This is a genomic window from Gemmatimonadaceae bacterium (assembly GCA_036003045.1).
Classification (GTDB): domain Bacteria; phylum Gemmatimonadota; class Gemmatimonadetes; order Gemmatimonadales; family Gemmatimonadaceae; genus JAQBQB01.
In genome coordinates, this window is the sequence record DASYSS010000017.1 from 234921 (window position 1) to 257821 (window position 22901).

The window sequence follows — 22901 nt, forward strand, 5'->3', positions numbered from 1 at the left end:
CGACGGCTGCGAGTGCGCAGCGCTCTTCGAATTGTCCACTCGGACTAGTTCGCGGTGGTCGAAGCTCTGCGGAGTTTTTCCATCTCGAGAACGAGATTCTGCAGGTCCGTCGGACTCACGCCGGGAATCCGAGACGCCTGAGCCAGCGTTGCCGGACGAATCGCCGCAAGCTTTTGTCGCGATTCGAGCGAGAGCGATCGCATGTCGTTGTACGGAGCGTCCGGCGCCAAGGCGAATTGCCCCATTCGCCGCAACTTCGCGGCCTGATCCCGCTCGCGCGCGAAATACCCGGCGTACTTGAGCTCAAGGTCCGCCGTGACGACCGCCTCCGGGAGTAGATCGTCACCCACCCCCGCGGCAACGAACAGATCGCCCAGCGCGACGGCCTGACGCTTCGCCAGCTCTGCGATCTTCACCGAGTGGGCGATCGGGGCGCTGTCGGCGCGAACCAGGACCGGCGCCGCCTCTGCCGCGCCGATGCTCGTCCGTTCCGCCAGCGCCGCGGCGGCGCTCTCGTCCGAGACTCGTCTCGAGACGACAGCGCGCTCATCCGGCGTGTACAAGGCGAGCTCGAGCCCGACCGGCGCGAGACGCCGCAGGGCGTTGTCCTGACGTACCGTCAGCCGGAACTCCGAACGCGACGTGAACAGCCGATAGGGCTCGTCCACTCCGCGCGTTATGAGATCGTCAATAAGAACTCCTATATAAGAACTCTCTCGACCGAGGACGACGCCGGCCAGCCCGCGCGTTGCCCGCGCGGCGTTGAGTCCGGCGATCGTGCCCTGGCCCGCCGCCTCCTCGTACCCGGTGGTGCCGTTGATCTGCCCGGCGAAGAACAACCCGCGGACCGCCTTCACCTGCAGCGTCGCGTCGAGCTGTGTCGGCGGGTAGTAATCGTATTCGATGGCGTACCCCGCTCGAGTCATGCGCACGCCCTCGAGACCGGGCACCGTGCGCAGGATCTCCACTTGCACCGGTGCTGGAAGCGACGTCGACAGACCGTTGACGTACAGTTCCGTCGTGTCGTGTCCCTCGGGTTCGAGGAACAGCTGGTGGCGCTCCGCTGCCGGGAATTTCACGATCTTGTCTTCGACCGACGGGCAATAGCGCGGACCGCGCGATCCGATGGCGCCGCCGTACATGGCCGAACGGCCGATGTTTTCTTGGACGATCCGCTTGCCGGGCTCCCCGAGGAACGTGATCCAGCAAGGGAGTTGCTCCGGATGGCGGGTCCCGCCGCTTCGCCGGCGCGGCTCTCCCCAGAAGTGAGACCAGGAATAGTCGAACTGCTCGATCTCGCTTTCCTGGCGTTCGAGGCGCGCGAAGTCCACCGACCGGCCGTCGATTCGCGGCGGCGTGCCCGTCTTGAAGCGCGCGACGGTGAGTCCCACCTCGTCCAACTGCTCCGCCAGATGGGTCGCCGCTGATTCGCCGGCGCGTCCACCGCCGATCTTCGTGGTTGTGCCGATGTGAATTCGACCGCGCAAGAACGTGCCGGTGGTAATGACGACCGCCCCCGCCCCGAAACGCCGCCCTTCGAGCGTCTCGACGCCGAGGACCGCGCGCTCGGAATCGTCCGAGTCGAAGATCAACCTGGCGACCGTGCCCTGGACGGTGTGGATCGCCGAGTGCTTCTCGAGGAGCGTTCGAACCGCCCGCCGATACAATCCGCGATCGCACTGGGCCCGCGGTGCCCAGACCGCGGGCCCTTTGCTGCGATTGAGCATGCGGAACTGCAAGGTGGCAAGATCGGTCGCGCGACCCATGATGCCGCCCAGTGCGTCGACTTCCCGCACGACGGTCCCCTTGGCGATTCCGCCGATGGCCGGATTGCAAGACATCTGGCCGATCGTCTCGAGCGCGCTCGTCACGATTGCGACGGTCGCGCCGGCTCGGGCCGCGGCGACCGCGGCCTCCGTCCCCGCATGCCCTGCGCCGACGACGATGACGTCGAACTCGGCCTCGAGATTCGAGGCCGCGCGATTCAGCTCCATCCAAAAAACTTACGGGCGACGCGGCGCCGCAGGGAGACACCGAAGACGGCAGGCGCTATTGGGCTACATCTATATTCTCGATTCTCGCATCCTCGCGCACTCGGCGGAGACCGACATATGCCACTTCCGATTCAACACGGCGCCCCCTCCATTCTCGTGCTGAAGCGCGCCTACGAGGAAAGCGGAATTGCGCGCGCGACGATCGATGAGCGGCTCGGTCTGACGCCAGAAGAGTTTCGCGTCGAAGGCGGTCTCGTCGTGATCGGCCCGATTTACGGCGGGGGCGGCGATGCGGTGGCAGACGTCATCGCCGCTCTGGAGCGAGCGGGGCTTCGCTATTTTGACGACTTCTTCGAGCTGAGCGGGAACTGGCCGGAGTGGCTTCGGGTGTTGGCCGCCGGCGCCTGATCGTCAGCGATGGTGTCGCGTCAGCTCGGCCGTGGCGGTTGGCGCGCTCAGCGGCCCTCGACGCAGGAGACCATGCCAGCCGCACTCGTAGCACCAACTTGTCCTGAACCGGGGAAACAAGAGGTTCCACCCGCGCGACTGAATCCGAAGGGTGACCGCATCGCAGTTCGGGCAGTGGTCACCTTGCGGAAGTAGATAGAAGAAAAAGACCGTAGCGAGGATCGCGCGCAGGATGAAGAATCCGCCGATGATGAGAATGCATAGCACCGCGTTCCACATCGTATCCTCCGCCGCAGCCTACAGGCGCTTCTCGACGTCCGCCCACGCTTCCACGTACGCGACGTCAGCCTCGACGCGCTCGATCACTACATCCGTGTCGGCGGCGATCGTCCCGCCGACCGAGCCTCGAGCCCGAAGCAACCTACGGTCGCCACCGAACTCGAACGCCACCTCTCCGTCAACATCCGGACCGATCGATTTCGTCACACGAGCCAGGTGACCCTGGAGTACATAGCGCTCGTCGTCGACATCGTGTTCCGGAACCACTTGCCACCAGCTCTTAACCAGTCGTGCAGCAATGATTGAACCCACGGCGCCGAGCAGGGCCGCAATCGGGGCAACAATCGATTGGGCGACGCCTCCGCGCGTCATGAGATACCCGCCCGCGCCGAAAAGCATGGCAAATACCACAATGACGGGCGGGGAAAGCCGGAACGAACGATCGCCGGTCGGATGTTCCTCGCGCGGCCGCTCCACGCCGTGGGTCATGATACGCACGGCCAATAGCAAGCCGACGATGAAGCTCGCGAGGTAGAGAACGGTCATGCGTCCGCGGTCCGATGGTCGGGCCGACGTGGGCCCATGTGCAGCTGATTCGCTGAATGTGAGGCAATGAACCCGCTTTTCAAGCGGCCTCCAGCAACGATTGAGCAAGAAACTCGCACGCGCGCCACTCGGCGTAATACGAGGCGGACCAGGGCCATCGGCCGCCGACGAACCCGACATGGCCCCCCTGATCCGTGAACTCGAGGCTGAGAGCCGGGTTCACGCGCGCCGCGGCGCGAACGTCGTCGAGCACGGCGGAAGGAAGAAACGGATCATCCATTGCGCTCAACAGGAAAGTCGGCCGCCGAATCTTTTCCAGCCACGGTAACGAGCTCGACCGCGCGTAGTAGTCATGCGCGTCGGCGAATCCGTGCACCGGCGCCGTGACGGCGTCGTCGAACTCGAAAATCGAACGAGCGCGCTCAAGGCGACCGGCGTCGAAGAGGCCGGGATAGACCGCGAGCTTCGTCCGCGCCTTTTCGCGAAGCGTCCGCAGAAAGTGCCGATCGTAGATTCGCGAAAAGCCCGTCGAGATCTTGCGCGCGCCCTTCTCCAAGTCGAACGGAACCGAGATCGCCGCCGCGGCGCGCACGCGCGGAGAGAGGCCGTCACCGCGTTCGCCAAGGAACTTGAGCAGCACGTTGCCCCCAAGTGAAACCCCGGCGAGGCCGACCGAAGAGCGCGGATACTCGTTGAGCACTCGATTGAGTGCGAACGCCAGGTCGCCGGTGTCGCCGGAGTGGTAAAACCGCGGCAGTCGGTTCGGCTCGTCGCCGCAACCCCGGAAAATCAGGAGATCGGCGCTCCAGCCACGACGCTTTGCTTCGGCGAAGAATCCTGTCACGTAATGCGACCGGATCGTCCCCTCGAGGCCGTGTAGGATGAAGAGGCGCGGCTCCGCCTCGTCCCCGTCGAGCCGGTGTACGTCGACGAAGTCGCCATCGGGCGTATCCCATCGTTCGACGCGCGCTCCGAAGAGATTTCTTTTGCGAAAGAACCTGCCCCACATCGTCTGTGCGTGCGCGCCGGGTACCCACCACGCCGGGCGGTAGGTATACTCGCTTCCACGGCGCCGCTCATGGGACGACACGAACGAAACTCCTTGCGGGAACGGGGGGAGAAGCGGATCGCGGTTAATAACAGCCGAGCCCGAGCGATGGAAGTTCAAATCTTCGGCGTGAAGAAAAGTGCAGACACGAGGAAAGCGTTGCGTTTTTTCGCCGAGCGGCGAATCAAGACCCATTTCGTGGACCTGAACGAGCGCGCCGCGTCGCCGGGCGAACTGCGGCGCTTCCTCGAACGCTTCGGAATCGAGAAGCTGCTCGACCGAGACTCTCGCCGGTTCGAAGAACTTGGTCTTCGATCCGCCCGTTTCTCGAACGAACGGTGGGCCGAACGCCTGGCGGACGAACCGCTCCTGCTCGTCATGCCGCTCGTTCGCAGCGGCAACCTGCTCACGGTTGGGCTGGCGGAGCAGGACTGGAAGGCCTGGACGGCGAAGTGACGCTATTCTCCGTCTCGCGCGTCGGCGTCGATTTTGGGGCCAGCACGATTTTCGACGGGGTGTCGTTCACGGTTGCCGCCGGCCATCGCTGGGGAATCATCGGTCGCAACGGCACGGGCAAGACGACTCTGTTTCGTCTGCTGACCGGTGAGCTCGACCCGAGCCGCGGAGAAATCGCGAAACAGCCTGGGTTGCGTGTTTCGCTCTTGGAGCAGCACCGAGAGTTCGGAGGCGCAACGACGATCTGGGAGGCGGCAGCGGGTCCGTTCGCCGATCTGCTGGCGCTCGAGCGCGACCTGATCGCGCAGGCGGACCGACTCGGCCAGGAAGATGAATCCGGTCTCGCGAGATACGGCGCAAATCTCGAACGATTCGAACGAGAGGGCGGTTACACAATCGCGCCGAGGGTCGACGCGGTGCTGCACGGCTTGGGTTTCGATCCCGCGTCCGCGCGCACGACGCCCGTGGCTCAGTTGAGCGGCGGGGAACGCGGTCGGCTTGGTCTCGTGCGACAGTTGGTCGCCCCGGCCGATGTGCTATTGCTCGACGAGCCGACGAACCACCTCGATCTCGAGACGACGTCCTGGCTCGAGTCGTACCTCGCGTCGGCGCCGATGACGGTGCTTCTGGTCAGCCATGATCGGGCGTTCCTCGCAGCGGTCGCCGATCACGTGCTGCATTTCGAGGGCGACAGCGCGACGGCTTACGAGGGGGGCTACGCGTCGTTCGTCGAGCAGCGAAACCTTCGACGTCTCACCGTCCAGCGCCAATTCGAGCAACAACAGCGCAAGATCGCCAGCGAAGCGGACTACATCGCTCGCAACATCGCCGGACAAAACAGCCGGCAAGCGAAGGGGCGACGCACACGCCTTGCGCGTATGGCTCGCCTCAGTCCGCCGCCGAGCGACGATGCGGCGATGGCGCTTCGCTTTGGCCCCGTCGCCCGCGGCGGCGACCGGGTCGCGATCGCAGATCGCGCCACCGTGAAGGTCGATGAGCGCACACTCGTTCACGGCGCGACGGGAACGCTGATGCGCGGCGACGTGCTCGGGCTCGTTGGGCCGAATGGTTCCGGGAAGACGACCTTCCTGCGCGCGTTGCTCGGGGACCACGACGTTTCGAGTGGTGAGCTGCGCATCGGCGCCGGCATCACGGTCGGCTACTACCGCCAGGATCTCGCACAGGTGCCGCTCGACAAGACGGTGTACGACGTCATCAACGACCTTCGTCCGACGTGGGACCGTCGTCTGGTACAAGGACATCTCGGGCGCTTCGGATTTTCCGGTGATGAAGTGGGGCGTCGTACTGAAACGTTGTCGGGCGGCGAGCAAGCTCGCGTCGCGTTGGCGATGCTGATGCTAAGCGAAGCGAATCTGCTCATCCTCGACGAGCCGACGAACCATCTCGACGTCGAGTCGATCGAAGCGCTCGAGGACGCGATCGGCGACTACGAAGGAAGCGTTCTTCTGGTGAGTCACGACCGCGAACTGCTCCGCGCGCTTACGACGAGGCTCTGGATTCTGCACGATCGTCGCTTCACGCCGTTCGACGGCGGGTTCGAGGAGTGGGAGGTGATCTCCGCGGAACGTTCTCGCGCAGCCGCGGTTGTGGCCGAAGAAGAGGAGCGTGTTCGCCGCGTCGCCGAACAAAAGAAGATCGGGCGCCGCGACGACGCCGCGCGACAAGCGCGAACGGTCGTGCGCACGGCTCAGCGCAGGGTGTCGGAATTGGAAGTAGAGATCCAAGACGTCGAGCGCCGCGTGGGGGAAATCATGGCGGAGCTCGAGGCCCCCGGTCTTTACGTGGCAGCGGACGGCGCGGTCCGTGCAGCCGGGCTCGGCCGTGAGCTCGAGGAGTTGAAACGCGCGCTTGACCGATTGCTCGACGAGTGGGCGAGCGCTACGGAGCTGGCTGACACCCTGGCGGCGCGCTCGCCGTAAGTCGACCCGTGCTGGCGACTGCATTCGTGATCGCGCTGCTCGCGCAGGCCGAAGGGCCCAGGGGAGATTCGACCTACGCGACTCCGGCGCTTCGCGCCATGGTCTCGGCCGCGGCGGAGTCCAACCGTCATCCGCCGCGCGAGCTCCGCGGATACACGAGCCGCGTCGAGACCGAAGTCGGATTGATCATTCGGGACTCTCTCGGCCGAGAAAACGCCGGCGAGATCGAGCAGATGACCTCGCGTGCGCGTTGGACCCGCGATGGGCCGTACGATTTGCACGTTGTCGGCTATCGCGCGCAAACCGTCGGGGTTCCGTATTCGAGCCTGACGATCGTTCGAGGCTGGACCGTTCCTTCGTTGTACGGAGAACGCCTTTCGCTCGGCGCGTACATGACGCGCGCGAACCGACGCGATACGCTCACCGTGGTTCATCCTTTCGCTGAGGACCGCGACCAGTACTATCGATTCACCGGCGGCGACACCGTCACGACTCTGCGGGTCGGAAACCGATCGGTGCCGATTGCGCGAATCCGCGTGCATCCGGATTTCCATCACGAAACGCGTTTCGGCGCATTCGACGGCGAGATCGATCTCGACGCGACTCGCTTCGAGATCGTGCGAATGCGCGGAAAGATGGTGGTCCTCGGCGGCCATGAAACGTTCGGTGCGCGTTTCGCGCGAGCCGCTGGCGTCGTCGCAGCGGCGTACGTGGAATTCGTCAACGCCGAGTACAATGGACGGTATTGGCTGCCGTCGTTTCAGCGCACCGAGTTTCAGGCGAGCTTTCCCGGACTGGGCCAATCGCGCCCCGTCTTCCGAATCGTCTCGACGATCGCCGATCTCGTGGCCGACACCGGCGCGACGGTGGCCGATACTTCGAAACACCCGCTGGTCGTGGTGACGTGGGCGCCGTCGGACAGCGTCGATTCGTTCAGCGACTGGCGGACGCCGATCGGTACGGAGACCAGTTCCGTGCGTGCCGACGATTTCGCCGATCTCGCGCCGACAGTTTGGCGAGCCGACGGCCCCCCGCAACTCTTGTTGTTTTCCGGTTCGCTGGGCCACGTATTTCGGTTCAACCGGGTCGAAGGCCTGTACGTGGGCATCGCACCCAACCTAGAGCTCCGCTCCGCGGCGCCGGGTCTTTCGGTCGGCGCGTACGGCGGATGGGCGTTTACCGAACAGACGGCGCGCGGCGGGGCGTTCGCATCGTGGAAGCATGGCGCGCAAACGTTCGGTGTTCGCGCCGAGCGCACGCTCGCATCGACGAACGATTTCGGAATTCCGCTGGGCGACGATCCCGGGTTCGGCGCCCTCCTCTCCTCGGTCGACGACGACGACTACCTGGACCGGCGGCGAGCCGCAGCGTCCGTGACGCGAATCATCGGCGCGATCGACGTCGCGCTCATCACGGCTCAGGCAGGGTTCGGTCAAGATCGTCCCGAACGCACGCGATTGTCGCAAGGCATCTTCTCGACCAACGGCGGCTTCCGACTCAACCGGGGCGCGACCGCGGGCGACTACGTATTCGGTTCCGTCGACGCTGAATTTCATCCGAGCGTTACCGGCGATTTCGCGCGCCCGGGGATCGGAGCGCGGGCTCACTACGAGTACGGCAGGGGCGATCTCGATTGGCAACGAGCCGAGCTCGGACTTTCCGCCCGCCAGTACGTCGGCCCACTGTCGCTCGGGGCGCACGCCGACTTCGGCGCGGTATTCGGCGCTGATCCGCCGCCACAACAGCTGTTCGAGCTGGGCGGCAACATGCTCTTGCCCGGGTACCGATACAAGCAATTCGCGGGCGACCGCGCGGCACTCTTCCGAACGTTTGTCGGCTATCGCTTCGGCGTTTTGCAGAGGCCGATCCTACTGGTCCGCCGCGTCTTCATCCCCGGTCTGAGTCCCGGCCTGGTCGCGAGCATTCAGGGAGGCTGGACGGAAATATCTTCGAGCACCGCGGCGAACTCCGTCCGCCAACTCGGCGTTGATGCGAACGGCGATCCGCTATCTGTGGCGACGAACGGCATCCGCGCCACGGCCGGCGCCGGCATCAGCTTCTTCTCGGACTTGCTGCACGTCGGCCTCGCGAGGCCCATCGACCACCCCGCGCACTGGCGACTCGTGGTCGGATTCGGGACGCTCTTCTAGCGTCAGAACTCGCCGATGAAACCGATCTCGGGCTCGAGATGCACGCCGCACTGTTCTTCGACCGTGCGCTGTGCGAAGGCGATCAACTCGCGAACGTCTTTGGCCGTCGCGTCGCCGAGATTCACCATGATGTTGGCGTGGATGTGCGAGATCTGCGCGTCGCCGTGCCGCATCCCCTTCAGGCCGCACTGATCCACGAGGCGACCGGCTCCGACTCCTTCGATCTTCTTGAAGATCGATCCGGCGCTCGGATGCCAGTCGAGCCAGGGGTGACGGCTTCCGCGCCAACTCAGATTCTCTTGAAGAACCCGGTGCATCGCCGCCTGATCGCCGCGCTTCAGGCGAAACGTCGTCGTCAGCACGAGGTCGCGCCGATGGTGAAAGACGGAGTCGTCGTACCCGAATCGCACGTAGTCGGGGCCCACGGTCTTTCGTTCGCCTTCCTCGGACAGGATCTCACACGACTCGAACACCTCGGCGATGAACATCGTGCGCTCGCGCTCCGGCGCGGGAGACAGAAAGTGGAGATTCTGCCAGATCGCGCCGCCGACGGTGCTCGGAATGCCGACGTAATGCTCCAGCCCGGACCATCCTCGAGCGACCGATTCACGGATCAGGTCCTTCACGATGGCCCCGCTCTCGGACCAGAGCTTGCACTCGTCGCCGATTTCGCGGAACTCGTGGGCGCGAGCCGTGTTTCGAATGACGAGACCGCGAAAGCCGCCGTCGCCGACAAGGATGTTGGCGCCGAGCCCCAGCACGAAGTAGGGTACACCGGCTTCGCGGGCGGCGACCACGGCGTCAGCCAACGCTGACGCCGATGTCGCATCGTAGAACAGGTCGGCGGGTCCGCCGATTTTGAACGTGGTGTACGGCGCGATCGGCTGATGGCGCCGAAGAAATGCACCGTTCAGGCGCGCGGCGAGTCGCTCAACCGAGGAGAGATCTGAAACACTCATGGTTGCGATGAAAGAAAGTCACGAGAGGACAGGCGCGCCACGGCGCGCCGTTCGGAATGCGGCGCGCGGATGGCGGCGCGCCGCTCTGCTGTTATTGCTCCCCTCTGCGCTCATGCCCCAGCGGGCCGCGCTCGAGAAGCGCATTCAACGGACGACGCTCCCCAACGGCCTCGACGTGATCGTCGTCCAGAACCCCGGCGTGCCGCTGGTGACCATCGAGGCCGACGTGAAGAACGGGTCGTTCACGCAGGGCGCCGAGTACGAGGGACTGTCGCACCTGTACGAGCACATGTTCTTCAAGGCCAATCGCACGTATCGGGAGCCCGACCAGTTCGTGGCGCGCGCCTCCGAGCTCGGGGCGGCGTTCAACGGTACGACCAGCGAGGAGCGCGTCAACTATTATCTGACCGTTCCGGTCGACAGCGTGCAGGGCGGGATGAAGTTCCTCGCCGACGCGCTCATGTACCCCGAGTTCCGGACCGACGAGCTGTCCAGTGAGCGCCAGGTGGTGATCGGAGAATACGACCGGAACGAATCCAACCCGATGTTCGGTTTCTCGCAGGACATGGGCAAAGCGCTGTGGGGTTCCGCCTGGAGCCGCAAGAACCCGCTCGGCGAGCGCGCCATCATCGAAAGCACGACGCCGGACAAGATGCGGACGATCGAAAAGCGCTACTACATCCCGAACAACACGGCGATCATCATCACGGGCGACATCGCCAGCGACCGCGCGTTCTCGCTCGCCCGATCCGTCTTCGGTGGGTGGCAGCGCGGGCCCGATCCGTTCACGACCGAGCCGATTCCACCGATTCCGCCGCTGACGCGCGATACGGCGGTCATCGTCGAGCAGGAGATCGGCAGCGTGATCGTCATGCTCCAGTGGCAGGGTCCCGGTGCCACGGCCGACCCTGCCGCGACCTACGCGGCAGACGTTTTCTCGGACGTGCTGAATCAGTCGGGTTCAGGCTTTCAGCGACGCTTGGTGGACAGTGGGTTGTTCGAATCGATCGGCGTCAACTACTACACGCTGAACCACGTCGGCCCGATCACGATCGAAGGCGAGACGACGCCGCAGCATCTGCGCGAAGCGCTCGCCGCGCTTCGCGACGAAATATCGAAGCTGAGCGACTCGAGCTACTTCGCGAAGGACCAGCTCGAAGCGGTCAAGCAGCGACGGACCGTCGACACGGAGCTCAATCTCGAGCGCGCATCCGGGTTCGCGCACCAGGTCGGGTTTTGGTGGGCGGTCACGGGACTCGACTACTTCTACGGCTACGTGGACAACATGGCGAAACAGCGCCCGTCCGATCTCGCCGCGTACGCCGCGAAATACATCGTCGGCAAACCGCACGTCACCGGCGTCCTGATTTCGCCGGGCGCGCGTGGCGCGCTGAAACTGACGACGTCCGATTTGACTGAGCCGAGGATTCGCCCGTGATGGCGCGTCTGGTCAAGCTCGTCGTCTTCGTTGCGCTCGCGTGGCTCGTGCCCGTCGTGCCCACGCTCGCACAGACCGACACGGGGACGACGGCGTTCGACGTCAACGGGGTGAAGGTCATTCTCCGGCGGAACACCGCCAACGACGTCATCACGGCCAACGTCTACCTGCTCGGCGGAACGCAGCAGCTTTCGCCGGCCAGTCAGGGCATCGAAGTGATGCTGTTGCGTGCGTCGGAGCGCGGCACGAAACGATATCCCGGCGAAAAAGTCCGTCAGGCGCTCGTGAAGACGGGCTGCACCATCGGAATCGCGCCGTCGGAGGACTGGACGGTCTTCGGCACGACGTGCATTCGCGCGACTTTCGATTCGACCTGGAACGTCCTGGCAAACCGCTTGATGGAGCCCACGCTCGATTCTTCCGAGGTCGAGCTGGTTCGGGAACGAATGCTCACCGCGGTCCGCGAGGCATCGAGCGCGCCCGATCCTCTGCTCACCCGTCTGGCAGACAGCCTCCAATGGATCGGCCAGCCGTACGGGTTCGACCCGAGCGGAACGGAGTCCTCGCTGCAGTCGATCACGCTGCCTCAGGTCCGGCGCTATCAGGAAACTCAGATGGTGGCGTCGCGGATGCTGGTGGTCGTCGTCGGCAACGTGGAGCGTGCCCGCGTCGAAGATCTCGTGCGTCGGACGCTCGGACGCTTGCCCCGCGGATCGTATTCATGGACCGCCCCCGGCGCGTCGAGGTCGACCGGACGCGCGCTGTTGACGCGCGCGATGCCGCTGCCGACCAATTATTTGCTCGGCTACTACGCGGGGCCGGCCGCGACGAATCTCGACTACCAGGCGCTGCGGATCGCGTGCGCCGTGCTCTCCGGACGCTTTTTCACCGAGATACGATCGCGCCGCAACCTTTCGTACGAGGTCGACGCGCCCTTTCTCGAGCGCGCCGTATCGAGCGGAGGGGTCTACGTCACGACCGTCGATCCGAGAGCGACGCTCAAGCTGATGCGTTCGGAGATCGATCGCCTTCAGCGCGAGCTGCTCGATCGCGACGGATTGGAGAGACTCGTGCAGCAGTTCATCACGGAGTATTTCCTCCGCAACGAGACGAACGGCGATCAAGCGACGTTCCTCGCACGCGCGCAGATCTACCAAGGCGACTTCCGCCTGGCGAGCCATTTCGTCGACGATCTGCGACGCGTTCAGCCCGAGGACGTGCGCCGCGTGGCCAATTCCTACATGCACGACTTCCGCTTCGTGTATCTCGGCAAGCTCGATGCGCTGCCGCGCGACCTGCTCGCGCAGTTCTAGATCAGCGAACGAATTCGTTGGCGACGGCGCGCGGATCGAGTGCGGTCGCCAACGCGCCAGCTGGAACGACGACACCTGCGACGCCGCGATGCTCGAAGGCGCGCAGCGCGCTCACGGTCGGCTGGGCGTCCTCGACCAGCACCGGAAAGGAGCTCGCGTCCGCCACATCCTCGAGGAGCGCGAGCTCCGGCGAGGACGTTCCGGGCGGCGCGGTGATGATCAGCGCCGCGATCGGCAAACCGGCTAGCTCTTCGACCAGGTCCAGGAGATCGATCGAAAGCGTTCTCACCCAACCACGCGTCGTCACGCGGCGTTCGCGAACGCTCGTTTCAACGATCAGGGCTGCCGGAAACACCTCGGCGGTCGAACGAAGCCAGTCGTTTTCAGACAGCGCGCGCGCGCCGAGCACGACGCGCGAAGCGCCGGAGTCGAGCCACGCCTCGATCTGGTCGGTGGAATCGGCCGCGGCCGCGATGTCGACCTCGACGCCGACGTCGCGCGCCAGACTCTCGACCAAGCCGTAGTTGGGGCGGTGGCCGCCGATGGCATCTCTGTCGACCATCAGTAGTCGGCCGTACCCGTCGCTGACCCAGGCGCGAGCCGTCGCCGCGGGGTGGTCCGAGGCTGGCTGACCGGCCGTCGAACCACGGGTCAGCGCTCCAGTCTGAATCTCGAATCTCGGGATGACGAGCATGGCAAGAACGTAGGCGCACTTGAAGCCAGCGCGACTGCGTTGCGCGGATCCGACTTTGTGAATAAATTCACATTCCCAACGTACCGAAGTGCTCCACAACACGATCAGCTAGGCACCCCGGAGGTTCCCAGCAATGCGGTTCAGCGGATTGGTGCTCCTCGCGAGCGCGGCTCTCGTCGGCGCTTGCGGCGGCGGCGAGAACAAGCCCAAGGATACGACAAGCGCCCCGGCCTCGGCCGCCACCCCACCGGCCAATCCGGCGCCGGCGGCTGGCGCACTGGCCAAGATTGCTCCGACGGGCAAGACGGTTGAAGTCAAGATGATTGGCGATGACAAAGGCTATCGTTTCGAGCCCGCGGATCTCACGATCAAGAGCGGCGATGCGGTCAAGTTCGTCATGGTCGCCGGGGGACCGCACGACGTTCAGTTCGACCCCGCCACGACGCCGGCCGACTCCAAGGCCCAGCTCGACGCGAACATGGACGGCAAAGTCGGCGAGCTGCACGGCCCGACGTTGATGAACCCGAACGAGGACTACATTGTCTCGTTCGGCGGCGTAAAGCCCGGAAAGTACGAGTTCCACTGCACGCCACACATCGCCATGAACATGAAGGGCACGATCACCGTTCAGTAACGCCAGGCGGTCGAGCACAGTCAGAGCGCGGGGCCTTCTGGCCCCGCGTTTTTTTGCCGTCTAGCAGGCTCGGTAGCACCGGCCCAAGGGACATGACAGACTTCGATACATGATGCAGTCGACCGCCGAATTCTCGACGTCCCAGCATCGGAGCATTTCGCGCCAGGCGTGGCTCACAGCGCGCGCACGCAACGCGGTGAACCGTCCGGTGTTCATCGGCGCGGTCGCCATCAGCACATTCGTGGCGGTCTTGGTGTCCCTCGTGATCACGCCGTTTCAGTCGCGGCGGTCGACGACACCGCTGACCGCGCGCGCGCCGCGGCCGGATACCGCGCTGTACGCTTCCGCAGTGACACACGCTCGTGGGCGCCTCGCGTCAGTCGAGTCGGCGCTAGCCCAGGCCCGCTCTGCGGCCGTATCGCAGCCACGCGGGCTTCCCGCGCTCAATCCGGCCAATCTCGTCGCGAGGGACTCTTTGGCCGCGGCGGCAGGGAATCTTGATGCGTTGCTCACCAGGATCGAGACCGCGCCAGTGATCGCCGCGTACCGGGCCCTGGCGCAGTCTCCACCTCTCGCTCGTCAGCAGCGAGTAAAAGCGCTCCTCGATTCGCTCAACGAGATCGAGCGAGAACGGGATGCATTCGGATTGCCGGGAGGCGGAGACGCGCAAGCGGCCGCGCTCGCGGCGCGGGCGACGGGCGTCGGACAGTCGATCGAGGCGATCGGCCGCGCTACGAGAGATTCGCTTCGACAATTGACGGCGGGGCTCGGCGTTGCCAGCGAAGAACAGCTGACGGCCACCGCTCCGACGACGGACACCGTGGGCTGGGTCGGCGAGCGCGATTCGGCGCAATCGATGGTCGTCGACGCGGAGACGGCGCTCGTGAACGCGCGACGACGCGCCGACGACTACGACCGGGATGCCGCCCGTTCGCGCGCTGCCGCCCAGGTGAGCGCGCCGCCCGTGGCGCTCCTCGGCGCCGCGCTCGTCATCGGGATCGTACTCGGATTTGGCGCGGCTTTCTTCGGCGAGATGCGGAACCCGCGCATCAGTGACGACCACGAGGTCGAGCGAGCCACCGGTGTCAGAGTCCTCGCGACCGCGGCCCGGAGACAGCGCGACCCGAACCGCGACCGGCGTCTCGCGGACCGAATGGCGCCGCCGTACTTCGACCCAAGAGCACCGAGCTACCAGTTGACGTATCTGCACGTCGTGCGCGCGGGGGCGACGCGGCTGTCGCTGGCGATCACGGGTGCGGACACAGGAATTGCCGCGGTCGTCGCCATGAACGTCGCCGCGATCGCGGCCGATGAGGCCCGCAGCACGATTCTGATCGATACTGACGCGACCGTGTTGCCGGTGGCGGCCGCTCTGCGTTGCCACGCCGAGCCGGGAATCGCGGACATCCTTCGCTCGCACATCGACTGGGCGGAGGTGACGACACAGACCATGGCCGGACGGAGTCGCACGATCGACGTCATTCCGAGCGGTATCTCGCCGACGCCGCTCGATCCAACGGCGCTCGTCGCCCTGTTTCGCCAGGAGGCGATGCGCCTGGCGCGTCACTACGAGGCGATCGTCGTCGTCGCAAGCCTCGAACATGTGACAGCGGGCCTGGGAGGAGCGCTTCCCGTTCCCGACGTCATCGTGTGCGCGCGCGTGGGACACACACGACTCGCCGATCTGCGCGCGGCGCTGGACGGAGTTCGAAACGGAGGCGGCACACCGATCGGCGTCGTTCTCTGGGACTCGGTTCCGCCTCCGACGTTGAGCGCGGAGCGGGTCGAAACGAGTCCTCGACCGCTGCAAACGGCGGAGATGCAGACGCTGACGCGCGGCCGGTGAGTCGATCCGTTGCGATGGCTTCCTGGCGGTGCTCGTCGCGGCTAGCATCCCCTCCGTGTGGGCCGATACCGTCTTGAGCGCCGAACGCCAGTACGTCGCGCGACTGCTCGCGTGGGCAGCCCTATCCATCATCGCGGCGACCGCAATCGCCGTGGTACTGGCCGCGCGACACATAAAGTCTCCGGTGCTCAAGCACTTCGCGGTGCAACTAGGCGGGTGGGGGTTCGTGCTGGGTCTCGTCGGCGCGATGGCGTGGCACGGGTTGCACCTACGCGATCTGGCCGGCGCGACTCGACTCGAGCGTGCAACATGGATGCGTGTCGGGTTCGACGTCGGCGTCATCGGGATGGGAGCGGTACTGGCTGCGTCGTCCCGCTGGTTCGGCCGCAATATGGCGGGAATGGGCGCCGGGGCAGGTCTGGCGGTGCAAGGCGCTGCGCTGCTGGTGATCGACCTTCAACTCGTTTCCGCCGTCTCGAGATGAGCTTCGATGATTGAAGGGGTGATGGATCTGCGGCACGAGCCGCGTGACCGCGCGTACGCGCTCCTCCACTCCCAGATGCTCGGCGTGCTTGCCGGTCTGGACGACGACATCACCGGGATGGCGACGCTGGCTTCCCTGCTCCACTTCTCGTTCGGGCATCTTTGGACGGGCTTCTATCGAGTCGTCGGTCCCGAGTTGCTGCGGGTCGGACCCTATCAGGGCACGCTCGGTTGCCTCGAGATCGCCTTCGGTCGGGGCGTCTGCGGCACGTCGGCCGCGGAGCGGCGGACGGTGATCGTTCCGGACGTGTCACGATTTCCCGGACACATCACGTGCGATGCGCGATCCAAGTCGGAGATTGTCGTCCCCGTGTTCGACCGGGCCGGATCGCTCATCGCGGTGTTGGACATCGATTCTGAACGTCGCGCGACATTCGACCAGTCCGACGCGGACGGCCTCGAGCGCATCGTTCGCTGGTTCGCCGGCGAAGGTCGCGGTTGACGCCCCCATAGCCGACGTGTAGGCTGATCTTGGCCATGACCAGTCCGGGTTATTCCGATCGTGTGAACCACGCCTTGGCGTTCGCGGCCAAACATCACGATCAGCAGGTGCGCAAAGGGACGCGCGCCCCCTATGGGACACATCCGGCGAACGTCGCGATCATTCTGACGCGATACGAGCGAGACGACGTCTCGGTCGTCGCCGGAATTCTCTTTCAGGTCGTCGAAGATTCCGTCCGTCAGGGCAACTCGCGAGAAATGCTCGATCAACGCGTGGCCGCCAAGTTCGGGCGGCCGGCGCTCGAACTCGACCTTGCGGTCGTCGAGCGACGCATCGACGACGACGGGGTCGAGCTTTCGCCGGACGAGCGTCGCGACGACGCGCTCGCGCGATTGGCCGACGCGAGCGAGGCGGCGCGCTGGATCTCCGCTGCGCACGTCTTGCACGAGGCGGGCACTTTGCTGGCCGACCTTCGCCGCACGATCGATCCCGGCACCGTTTGGACGCGTTTTTCGGGTGGCCCGCAGGAAACGGTTCGCGGCTATCGCCGCACGGTCGATCGGCTCCGCGAATTGGGTTTCCGCGGCGAAATCATGACCGAGCTCGAGGATGTCGTGGTCGCGCTCGAATCGGCTTCGCGAGATCAGCCGGTCGGCTTTTGACGGCTCATCGTGTGGCCGTGGCCGGTTCGCGATAGCGCGCCGCGACGTAGTCCTCGAGAATCTTTAGAAAATCCTGAACGATCCCGTCGCCTTTGAGCGTCGTGAAGAGCTGCCCGTCGACGTAGACGGGGGCTTTCGGTTCCTCGAAGGTTCCGGGGAGTGAGATGCCGATGTTCGCGTGCTTGGACTCGCCCGGTCCGTTGACGACGCAGCCCATCACGGCGACCCGCAGCTCCTCGACGCCCGCGTGCCGCTCGCGCCAGACCGGCATCTGCTCGCGGATGTAGGTCTGAATGTCTTCGGCCATGTGTTGAAAGAACGTCGACGTGGTACGCCCACAGCCCGGACACGCCGTTACCTGTGGCGCGAAGCTTCGCAGGCCGAGCGACTGCAGGATTTGCTGCGCCACGAGGACTTCCTCGGTGCGGTCGCCGTTGGGCCGTGGCGTCAGCGAAACGCGAATGGTGTCGCCGATTCCCTCGGCGAGAAGGATCGAAAGCCCTGCCGTGCTGGCGACGACCCCCTTGGTGCCCATTCCGGCTTCGGTAAGCCCGAGGTGCAGCGGATAGTCGCAGCGCCCGGCAAGGCGCCGATACACCTCGACGAGGTCCTGCACCCCTGAAACCTTTGCGGAAATGATGATGCGGTCGTGCCCCAATCCGACTTGCTCCGCCAACTCCGCCGAGCGCAGTGCGCTCGCCAGCATGGCGTCGATGTAGACGTCGCGCGCGTCGCGAGGCGATTGAGCGCGCGCGTTTTCGTCCATCATCGTCGTCAACAGATCCTGATCCAGCGATCCCCAGTTGACGCCGATTCGAACGGGCCTGGCGTTGTCGACCGCGATCTGAACGATCGTGCGAAAATTCTCGTCGCGTCGTTTCCCGCCGACATTGCCGGGGTTGATGCGATACTTGGCGAGTACCGCCGCGCAGGCGGGGTACTTCGCGAGCAGCAGATGCCCGTTGTAGTGAAAATCCCCGACGATAGGCACGACGACGCCCGCGTCGGCCACGCGCTGAGCAAGCTCGGGGACCGCCGCCGCCGCCGGCTCGTTGTTCACCGTCACCCGGACCAGCTGCGAACCGGCCCGCGCGAGGGCAATCACCTGCTCCGCCGTTTGCGCGGCGTCGGCGGTATCGGTGTTCGTCATCGACTGCACGACCACGGGCGCGGCGGATCCGACCTGCACGCCGTCGATCCACGTGCTGACGGTCGGTCGCCGATTCGACTGGGAAGGAGAGGGTGCCAAGGTATCGGTCTCGATTTACGACGCCGAAAGATACGCCGCGGCCAGGGGCCGGAGACCGACGGTTCGCGGGTGCTGCTTGACCGCGGTTTCTGGTACTACTACTTTGGCCGTCGCCTGAAACCGGGGCGTCCGCGGGTGTCGGATGACGGGATCGGGTTTTACCACCCGCGCAACACGGTGTTGTAGCGGACGGACCTCAGGGAGTAGAACATGCGCACGACGGGAAAGGTGAAGTGGTTCAACGACGCCAAGGGGTTTGGGTTCATCACGCCAGACGGCGGAGACAAGGACTGCTTCGTCCACTACAGCTCCATCCAGGGGAACGGGTTCAAGACGTTGGCAGAGGGTGAACCCGTTGAGTTCGACCTCGTCCAAGGCCAGAAAGGACCGGCCGCGGAGAATGTCAGCAAGATCGTGGCTCGTTAGAAAAATCGAAACAGACGACGGCGGGGCGCCTCTCGGTTGAGAAGCGCCCCGCCGTTTTTTGTCGGACGCCCGTGAGCGCGCTCACACGGAGTTTCCTCAACGGCCCGCCGGCGGCCGACCGCGCCGAGGAGGGACCGTTGCCTCGGCCGCATCGGCAATCAGCGAGTCGATAGATGCCACGAAGCCGGCGCGATCGAATCGTAGCTCGAGCTCACCGAGAAGGGCGATTGGCTGGCCATCGTCGGCGGCCAACAAGCGGATCGCGAGCGCCGACGCCGGTTCGAGCGGGATTCCCACGCTGCGTACCAGTCGAGCCACGAGCGCCACGTGGTAGATCCCCAAGTGGGATATGCGGCGAGCGGTACCCTGTCCGACCGACTCGACACCAGGGAGCTCGAATCTGGTGAGCAGATTCTCGACCCAGCGCTGCTCGACACCAGCTACATGTCTGGCTATTTCAAGATGATAGACTCTTGACAGATTGTTGCTCCAACAAGAGTAGCTTTAGCGCCCACATTGCCAGATACTCCACTCGAATCGGAGTATATATAAATTCGAACGCGACGGCAATCTCCTGGATGGCCGTCGCGTTCTGTTCGTTCGCCCACGCTATCTACAGCGACCGCTGCGCCGCCTCCAGCTGGGCGCGGACGGCAGCTGGACCCGTACCGCCATCCACCTCGCGCCACTCGACGGATCGCGTCGGCGACAGCGCCTCGAACACATCGCCGTCGAACGACGTGTGGGCTTCAGCGAACGCGGCGAGCGGCAACTCGTCCAGTCCGCAGCGCTCGTCTTCGCAACGGCGAATCAGCCGTCCGACGGCCCGATGTGCGTCGCGGAACGTCACGCCTTTCCGCACCAAATAATCCGCGAGATCCGTCGCCATCATCGCCGTCGAGAGCGCGCCGCGCATCCGCTGCGTGTTGAACTCGCACTCTTCGAGCGCGCCGGCAACCGCGGGCAGCACGAGCAACAATGTGTCGACGGCATCGAACAGCACGCGCTTGTCGTCCTGCAAATCCTTGTTGTAGCTGCTCGGCAATCCTTTGAGCGTCGCGACGAGCGTGGTGAGATCGCCGAGCACGCGCGCCGCCGTGCCGCGCGCCAACTCGAGCGCGTCCGGGTTGCGCTTCTGCGGCATCATGCTCGACCCGGACGTGAAGCGATCACCGAACTGCACGAATCCGAATTCGCTCGATCCATAGATGATGAGATCCTCGGCGAGCCGGGACAGATGCGTCCCGATCATCGTCGCGGCGAACAACAACTCGGCGACGAAATCACGATCGCTCACCGCGTCGATCGAGTTCTGCGAGATCGCGCTGAAGCCAAGGCTCTGCTTGAGCAGCACGCGCGATACCGGGTAGGCCGACCCCGCCGCTGCACCGGAGCCGAGCGGCAGCACGGCGGACGCTCGCGACGCCGAACGCACACGGGCGCGATCGCGGTGCAGCGGCCAGAAATGCGACAACAGCCAGTGCGCCGCCGAGACCGGAATCGCGCGCTGCATGTGCGTGTACGACGGCATGAGCGCGGTTTCCAGGCCGTGTGCCTGATCGATCATCGTTTGCTGAAGGCGCTTGAGCGCGGCGTCGAGCGCCTTCGCCGCCTCCATCGCCCACAGACGCGTCGCCGTCGCGACCTGATCGTTCCGGCTTCGTCCGGTGTGCAGCTTCGACGCGGGCTCCCCGATTTCTTCGTGAAGCAGCCGGTCGATCAACGTGTGTACGTCTTCGTCGCTCGGCGCCGGCGCTTCCCCGCCCTGCAATCGCGCGGCGACCCGGTCGAGACCGTGCTCGATCTCATTGCTCTCGTCGAGCGTCAGGACACCCGCGTGATACAGCGCGACGGCCCAGGCCTTCGACAACCGCACGTCATGCGGCCAGAGGCGAAAGTCGACGCCGATCGATGAATTCAGCGCGTCAAACTCGCTGGCGACGTCCGCCGAAAAGCGTCCGCCCCAGAGTTTGTGCGCGGGTCCCGGCACCACGGTCGACGCGGTCGTCACGCGATCTGCAGCGCCGGCTCGGCCGGCGTATCGATCGGGGACGGCGTCGCGGTCGACGCCATCTCCTGGTCCTTGATTGCTCGAACGCGAGCCGGCAGCGCGAACAGCCGAATGAATCCGGCCGCGTCGCTCTGCTGGTAGACGTCGTCCTCGCCGAACGTGACGAAGCGCTCGTCATACAGCGCGTGCTCGCTCTCGCGGCCGACGACGGCCGTCGAGCCCTTGTAAAGCCGCAGCGTCACCGAACCCGTGACACGCTCCTGCGTGACGCCGACGAACGCGTCATAGGCCTCACGCTCCGTGGTCCACCATCGGCCCTCGTACACGAGATCAGCGTAGCGCGGCGCGATGAGATCCTTCGCGGCGAGCGTACGCCGATCGAGCACGAGCTGCTCGAGCTCGGAGTGCGCCGTGTACAACAGCGATCCGCCCGGCGTCTCGTACACGCCGCGAGATTTCATGCCGACGAGCCGATCCTCGACGAGGTCGACGACGCCGCACCCATGCTTGCCGCCGACGGCGTTCAGTTCGGCAATGAGATCGACAGGGCCGAAACGAACGCCGTTGATGGAGACGGGAGTGCCGCATTCGAACCCGATCGTCACCGTCTCCGGCGTGTCCGGAGCGTTGGTGACCGTCTGGGTCAGCATGAGGAGATCGTCGGGCGGCGCAGCGTTCGGATCCTCGAGCACGCCGCCTTCGTGCGACAAGTGCCAGAGGTTCGCGTCGCGCGAATAGATCTTCTGCCGCGTGGCCGCGACGGGAATGCCGTGCAGCTCGGCGTACGCGATCGCGTCCTCGCGGCTCCGGATGTTCCACTCGCGCCACGGCGCGATGACGGGGAGATCGGGCGCGAAGGCCGCGTACGTCAGCTCGAAGCGAACCTGGTCATTTCCCTTGCCTGTGCAGCCGTGGGCGAGCGCGTCGGCCCCGACACGCCGCGCGACTTCGACTTGTCGGCGCGCGATCAGCGGCCGCGCCATCGACGTGCCGAGGAGGTATTTACGATTATAGATCGCGCCCGCGCGAAGGGTCGGAAAAATGAACGATTCGACGAACTCCTCGCGGAGGTCTTCGACGTAGCAGGCGTCGGCGCCCGACGCGAGCGCCTTGGCGCGCACTCCGCCAAGCTCGTCGCTGCCCTGCCCGATGTCGGCGGCAACGCAGATGACTTTGGCTCCGGCGTAATGCTCCTTGAGCCACGGGACAATGATCGAAGTATCGAGGCCGCCGGAGTACGCGAGGACAATTGTTCTGGGCATTGACGCCGCTCCTGTCTGTGCAATGTTATGCATTCAAACAGAATATTAATTCATGGGCGACCGTCAGGTCAATGCTCAGCTGCGGCCGGCCGACCCTATTTTCGGCCAGCCAACGACACCAGCCGCTTGGTGAGGGTCTCCCGGGCCTGGGCGGAGCGGCAGACGATGAGAATCGTGTTCTCCCCGGCGAGGGTGCCGATGATCTCGGGCCAACCCTGGGCGTCGACGGCCTCAGAGATCGGCTGGGCGCCTCCCGCGAGAGTGTGGAGGACGATCAGCTCGCCGACTCCGTCGATCCTTGAGAAGAGCTGCGGTAAGAGCCCATCGAGGGATGGTTTAGCCTCGTCGGCGACCATTTCCGGCAGCATGTACCTTGCGCCGTCGTCCCCGGGTGCGCGGACGACACCAAGATCACGCAAGTCTCGCGATAGTGTCGCCTGTGTGACGCTCCATCCTTCTGCCGAAAGTAGTCGTCTCAGATCCTCCTGATTGGCGATCCGATGGCTACCAATGAGGCGCAGGACAGTGCCCTGCCGGTCTTGCTTCTTAGTCATCCCAAAGGTGCCGACACAACGCTGAAGCCACGGGATCGCACTCCGAA

The 22901-nt window shown here is 65.1% G+C and carries 22 protein-coding genes; 12 read left to right on the plus strand and 10 right to left on the minus strand.

The annotated features are described in order from the left end of the window. Positions 1-44: 44 nt before the first annotated feature. Positions 45-1994, minus strand: coding sequence for a tRNA uridine-5-carboxymethylaminomethyl(34) synthesis enzyme MnmG (gene mnmG / locus VGQ44_03135; protein ID HEV8445779.1), 1950 nt, complete (start codon positions 1992-1994; stop codon positions 45-47). 117 nt (positions 1995-2111) lie between these two features. On the opposite strand from mnmG, the gene VGQ44_03140 reads away from it, so the two are divergent. Next, positions 2112-2402, plus strand: a complete 291-nt coding sequence (locus VGQ44_03140; GenBank protein ID HEV8445780.1) for a hypothetical protein — start codon at positions 2112-2114, stop codon at positions 2400-2402. A 297-nt stretch (positions 2403-2699) separates the two neighbouring features. Here VGQ44_03140 and VGQ44_03145 read toward each other — a convergent pair whose 3' ends face one another. Next, positions 2700-3185 carry a hypothetical protein gene (locus VGQ44_03145; GenBank protein HEV8445781.1) on the minus strand — a complete coding sequence of 162 codons (486 nt, stop codon included), beginning with the start codon at positions 3183-3185 and terminating at the stop codon, positions 2700-2702. Between the two features lie 121 nt (positions 3186-3306). After that, entirely contained in the window at positions 3307-4317 is a 1011-nt protein-coding gene (locus tag VGQ44_03150; GenBank protein HEV8445782.1) for a hydrolase, read from the minus strand. Between the two features lie 66 nt (positions 4318-4383). On the opposite strand from VGQ44_03150, the gene VGQ44_03155 reads away from it, so the two are divergent. The 3 genes from VGQ44_03155 to VGQ44_03165 are packed head-to-tail and all read left to right on the plus strand — an operon-like array spanning position 4384 to position 8821. Next, positions 4384-4731 carry an ArsC/Spx/MgsR family protein gene (locus VGQ44_03155; protein HEV8445783.1) on the plus strand — a complete coding sequence of 116 codons (348 nt, stop codon included), beginning with the start codon at positions 4384-4386 and terminating at the stop codon, positions 4729-4731. Further along, positions 4728-6671 (plus strand): ABC-F family ATP-binding cassette domain-containing protein, encoded by a 1944-nt coding sequence (locus VGQ44_03160; protein ID HEV8445784.1) that lies wholly within the window; start codon positions 4728-4730, stop codon positions 6669-6671. Before VGQ44_03155 ends, VGQ44_03160 begins: the two co-directional genes overlap by 4 nt. 8 nt (positions 6672-6679) lie before the next feature. Further along, positions 6680-8821 carry a hypothetical protein gene (locus tag VGQ44_03165; GenBank protein ID HEV8445785.1) on the plus strand — a complete coding sequence of 714 codons (2142 nt, stop codon included), beginning with the start codon at positions 6680-6682 and terminating at the stop codon, positions 8819-8821. 2 nt (positions 8822-8823) lie between these two features. On the opposite strand, the gene murB is transcribed toward VGQ44_03165, so the two are convergent. Continuing rightward, complete coding sequence (gene murB / locus VGQ44_03170) at positions 8824-9780, minus strand: UDP-N-acetylmuramate dehydrogenase (GenBank protein ID HEV8445786.1); 957 nt, start codon at positions 9778-9780, stop codon at positions 8824-8826. A 112-nt stretch (positions 9781-9892) separates the two neighbouring features. On the opposite strand from murB, the gene VGQ44_03175 reads away from it, so the two are divergent. Continuing rightward, positions 9893-11218 carry a pitrilysin family protein gene (locus tag VGQ44_03175; GenBank protein ID HEV8445787.1) on the plus strand — a complete coding sequence of 442 codons (1326 nt, stop codon included), beginning with the start codon at positions 9893-9895 and terminating at the stop codon, positions 11216-11218. After that, positions 11218-12531 (plus strand): pitrilysin family protein, encoded by a 1314-nt coding sequence (locus VGQ44_03180; GenBank protein ID HEV8445788.1) that lies wholly within the window; start codon positions 11218-11220, stop codon positions 12529-12531. The genes VGQ44_03175 and VGQ44_03180 overlap by 1 nt, the downstream gene beginning before the upstream one ends. 1 nt (position 12532) lies before the next feature. Here the strand turns inward: VGQ44_03180 and VGQ44_03185 are convergent, their stop codons facing one another. Then, positions 12533-13225: a HisA/HisF-related TIM barrel protein gene (locus VGQ44_03185; protein ID HEV8445789.1), complete on the minus strand. Its 693-nt coding sequence runs from the start codon at positions 13223-13225 to the stop codon at positions 12533-12535. 133 nt (positions 13226-13358) lie between these two features. Here VGQ44_03185 and VGQ44_03190 point away from each other — a divergent pair, with 133 nt between their 5' ends. The 5 genes from VGQ44_03190 to VGQ44_03210 all read left to right on the plus strand — a co-directional run bounded on the left by VGQ44_03190 (position 13359) and on the right by VGQ44_03210 (position 17352). Then, positions 13359-13859 (plus strand): plastocyanin/azurin family copper-binding protein, encoded by a 501-nt coding sequence (locus tag VGQ44_03190; protein HEV8445790.1) that lies wholly within the window; start codon positions 13359-13361, stop codon positions 13857-13859. Between the two features lie 109 nt (positions 13860-13968). Beyond that, the gene (locus VGQ44_03195) at positions 13969-15705 is read left to right on the plus strand and encodes a hypothetical protein (protein ID HEV8445791.1); all 1737 of its coding nucleotides are present in this window, start codon (positions 13969-13971) and stop codon (positions 15703-15705) included. Positions 15706-15778: 73 nt separating this feature from the next. Next, complete coding sequence (locus VGQ44_03200) at positions 15779-16189, plus strand: hypothetical protein (GenBank protein HEV8445792.1); 411 nt, start codon at positions 15779-15781, stop codon at positions 16187-16189. Between the two features lie 6 nt (positions 16190-16195). Further along, positions 16196-16690, plus strand: a complete 495-nt coding sequence (locus VGQ44_03205) for a GAF domain-containing protein (GenBank protein ID HEV8445793.1) — start codon at positions 16196-16198, stop codon at positions 16688-16690. A 35-nt stretch (positions 16691-16725) separates the two neighbouring features. Next, positions 16726-17352 carry an HD domain-containing protein gene (locus tag VGQ44_03210; protein ID HEV8445794.1) on the plus strand — a complete coding sequence of 209 codons (627 nt, stop codon included), beginning with the start codon at positions 16726-16728 and terminating at the stop codon, positions 17350-17352. A 4-nt stretch (positions 17353-17356) separates the two neighbouring features. Here the strand turns inward: VGQ44_03210 and ispG are convergent, their stop codons facing one another. After that, the gene (gene ispG / locus VGQ44_03215) at positions 17357-18601 is read right to left on the minus strand and encodes a flavodoxin-dependent (E)-4-hydroxy-3-methylbut-2-enyl-diphosphate synthase (protein ID HEV8445795.1); all 1245 of its coding nucleotides are present in this window, start codon (positions 18599-18601) and stop codon (positions 17357-17359) included. A 210-nt stretch (positions 18602-18811) separates the two neighbouring features. Between ispG and VGQ44_03220 the strand changes: the two genes are divergently transcribed. Then, positions 18812-19027, plus strand: a complete 216-nt coding sequence (locus tag VGQ44_03220; GenBank protein ID HEV8445796.1) for a cold-shock protein — start codon at positions 18812-18814, stop codon at positions 19025-19027. A 96-nt stretch (positions 19028-19123) separates the two neighbouring features. Here the strand turns inward: VGQ44_03220 and VGQ44_03225 are convergent, their stop codons facing one another. From VGQ44_03225 to VGQ44_03240, 4 genes are all read right to left on the minus strand, one after another. Further along, positions 19124-19345 carry a hypothetical protein gene (locus VGQ44_03225; protein HEV8445797.1) on the minus strand — a complete coding sequence of 74 codons (222 nt, stop codon included), beginning with the start codon at positions 19343-19345 and terminating at the stop codon, positions 19124-19126. 295 nt (positions 19346-19640) lie between these two features. Next, positions 19641-21038, minus strand: a complete 1398-nt coding sequence (gene argH / locus VGQ44_03230; protein HEV8445798.1) for an argininosuccinate lyase — start codon at positions 21036-21038, stop codon at positions 19641-19643. After that, positions 21035-22300: an argininosuccinate synthase gene (locus VGQ44_03235; protein HEV8445799.1), complete on the minus strand. Its 1266-nt coding sequence runs from the start codon at positions 22298-22300 to the stop codon at positions 21035-21037. Before VGQ44_03235 ends, argH begins: the two co-directional genes overlap by 4 nt. A 95-nt stretch (positions 22301-22395) precedes the next feature. Beyond that, on the minus strand, positions 22396-22854 hold the full coding sequence (locus VGQ44_03240; GenBank protein HEV8445800.1) for a hypothetical protein: 459 nt from the start codon (positions 22852-22854) through the stop codon (positions 22396-22398). Positions 22855-22901 lie beyond the last annotated feature (47 nt).

Bases quoted from the DNA above. Each gene is read 5' to 3' on its own strand.
- VGQ44_03175 (HEV8445787.1), top strand. From the start codon at position 9,893: ATGCCCCAGCGGGCCGCGCTCGAGAAGCGCATTCAACGGACGACGCTC.
- murB (HEV8445786.1), bottom strand. From the start codon at position 9,780: ATGAGTGTTTCAGATCTCTCCTCGGTTGAGCGACTCGCCGCGCGCCTG.
- VGQ44_03205 (HEV8445793.1), top strand. From the start codon at position 16,196: ATGATTGAAGGGGTGATGGATCTGCGGCACGAGCCGCGTGACCGCGCG.
- VGQ44_03155 (HEV8445783.1), top strand. From the start codon at position 4,384: ATGGAAGTTCAAATCTTCGGCGTGAAGAAAAGTGCAGACACGAGGAAA.
- VGQ44_03240 (HEV8445800.1), bottom strand. From the start codon at position 22,854: ATGACTAAGAAGCAAGACCGGCAGGGCACTGTCCTGCGCCTCATTGGT.
- VGQ44_03185 (HEV8445789.1), bottom strand. From the start codon at position 13,225: ATGCTCGTCATCCCGAGATTCGAGATTCAGACTGGAGCGCTGACCCGT.
- VGQ44_03180 (HEV8445788.1), top strand. From the start codon at position 11,218: ATGGCGCGTCTGGTCAAGCTCGTCGTCTTCGTTGCGCTCGCGTGGCTC.
- VGQ44_03190 (HEV8445790.1), top strand. From the start codon at position 13,359: ATGCGGTTCAGCGGATTGGTGCTCCTCGCGAGCGCGGCTCTCGTCGGC.
- VGQ44_03140 (HEV8445780.1), top strand. From the start codon at position 2,112: ATGCCACTTCCGATTCAACACGGCGCCCCCTCCATTCTCGTGCTGAAG.
- VGQ44_03220 (HEV8445796.1), top strand. From the start codon at position 18,812: ATGCGCACGACGGGAAAGGTGAAGTGGTTCAACGACGCCAAGGGGTTT.
- mnmG (HEV8445779.1), bottom strand. From the start codon at position 1,994: ATGGAGCTGAATCGCGCGGCCTCGAATCTCGAGGCCGAGTTCGACGTC.
- VGQ44_03235 (HEV8445799.1), bottom strand. From the start codon at position 22,300: ATGCCCAGAACAATTGTCCTCGCGTACTCCGGCGGCCTCGATACTTCG.
- VGQ44_03210 (HEV8445794.1), top strand. From the start codon at position 16,726: ATGACCAGTCCGGGTTATTCCGATCGTGTGAACCACGCCTTGGCGTTC.
- VGQ44_03195 (HEV8445791.1), top strand. From the start codon at position 13,969: ATGATGCAGTCGACCGCCGAATTCTCGACGTCCCAGCATCGGAGCATT.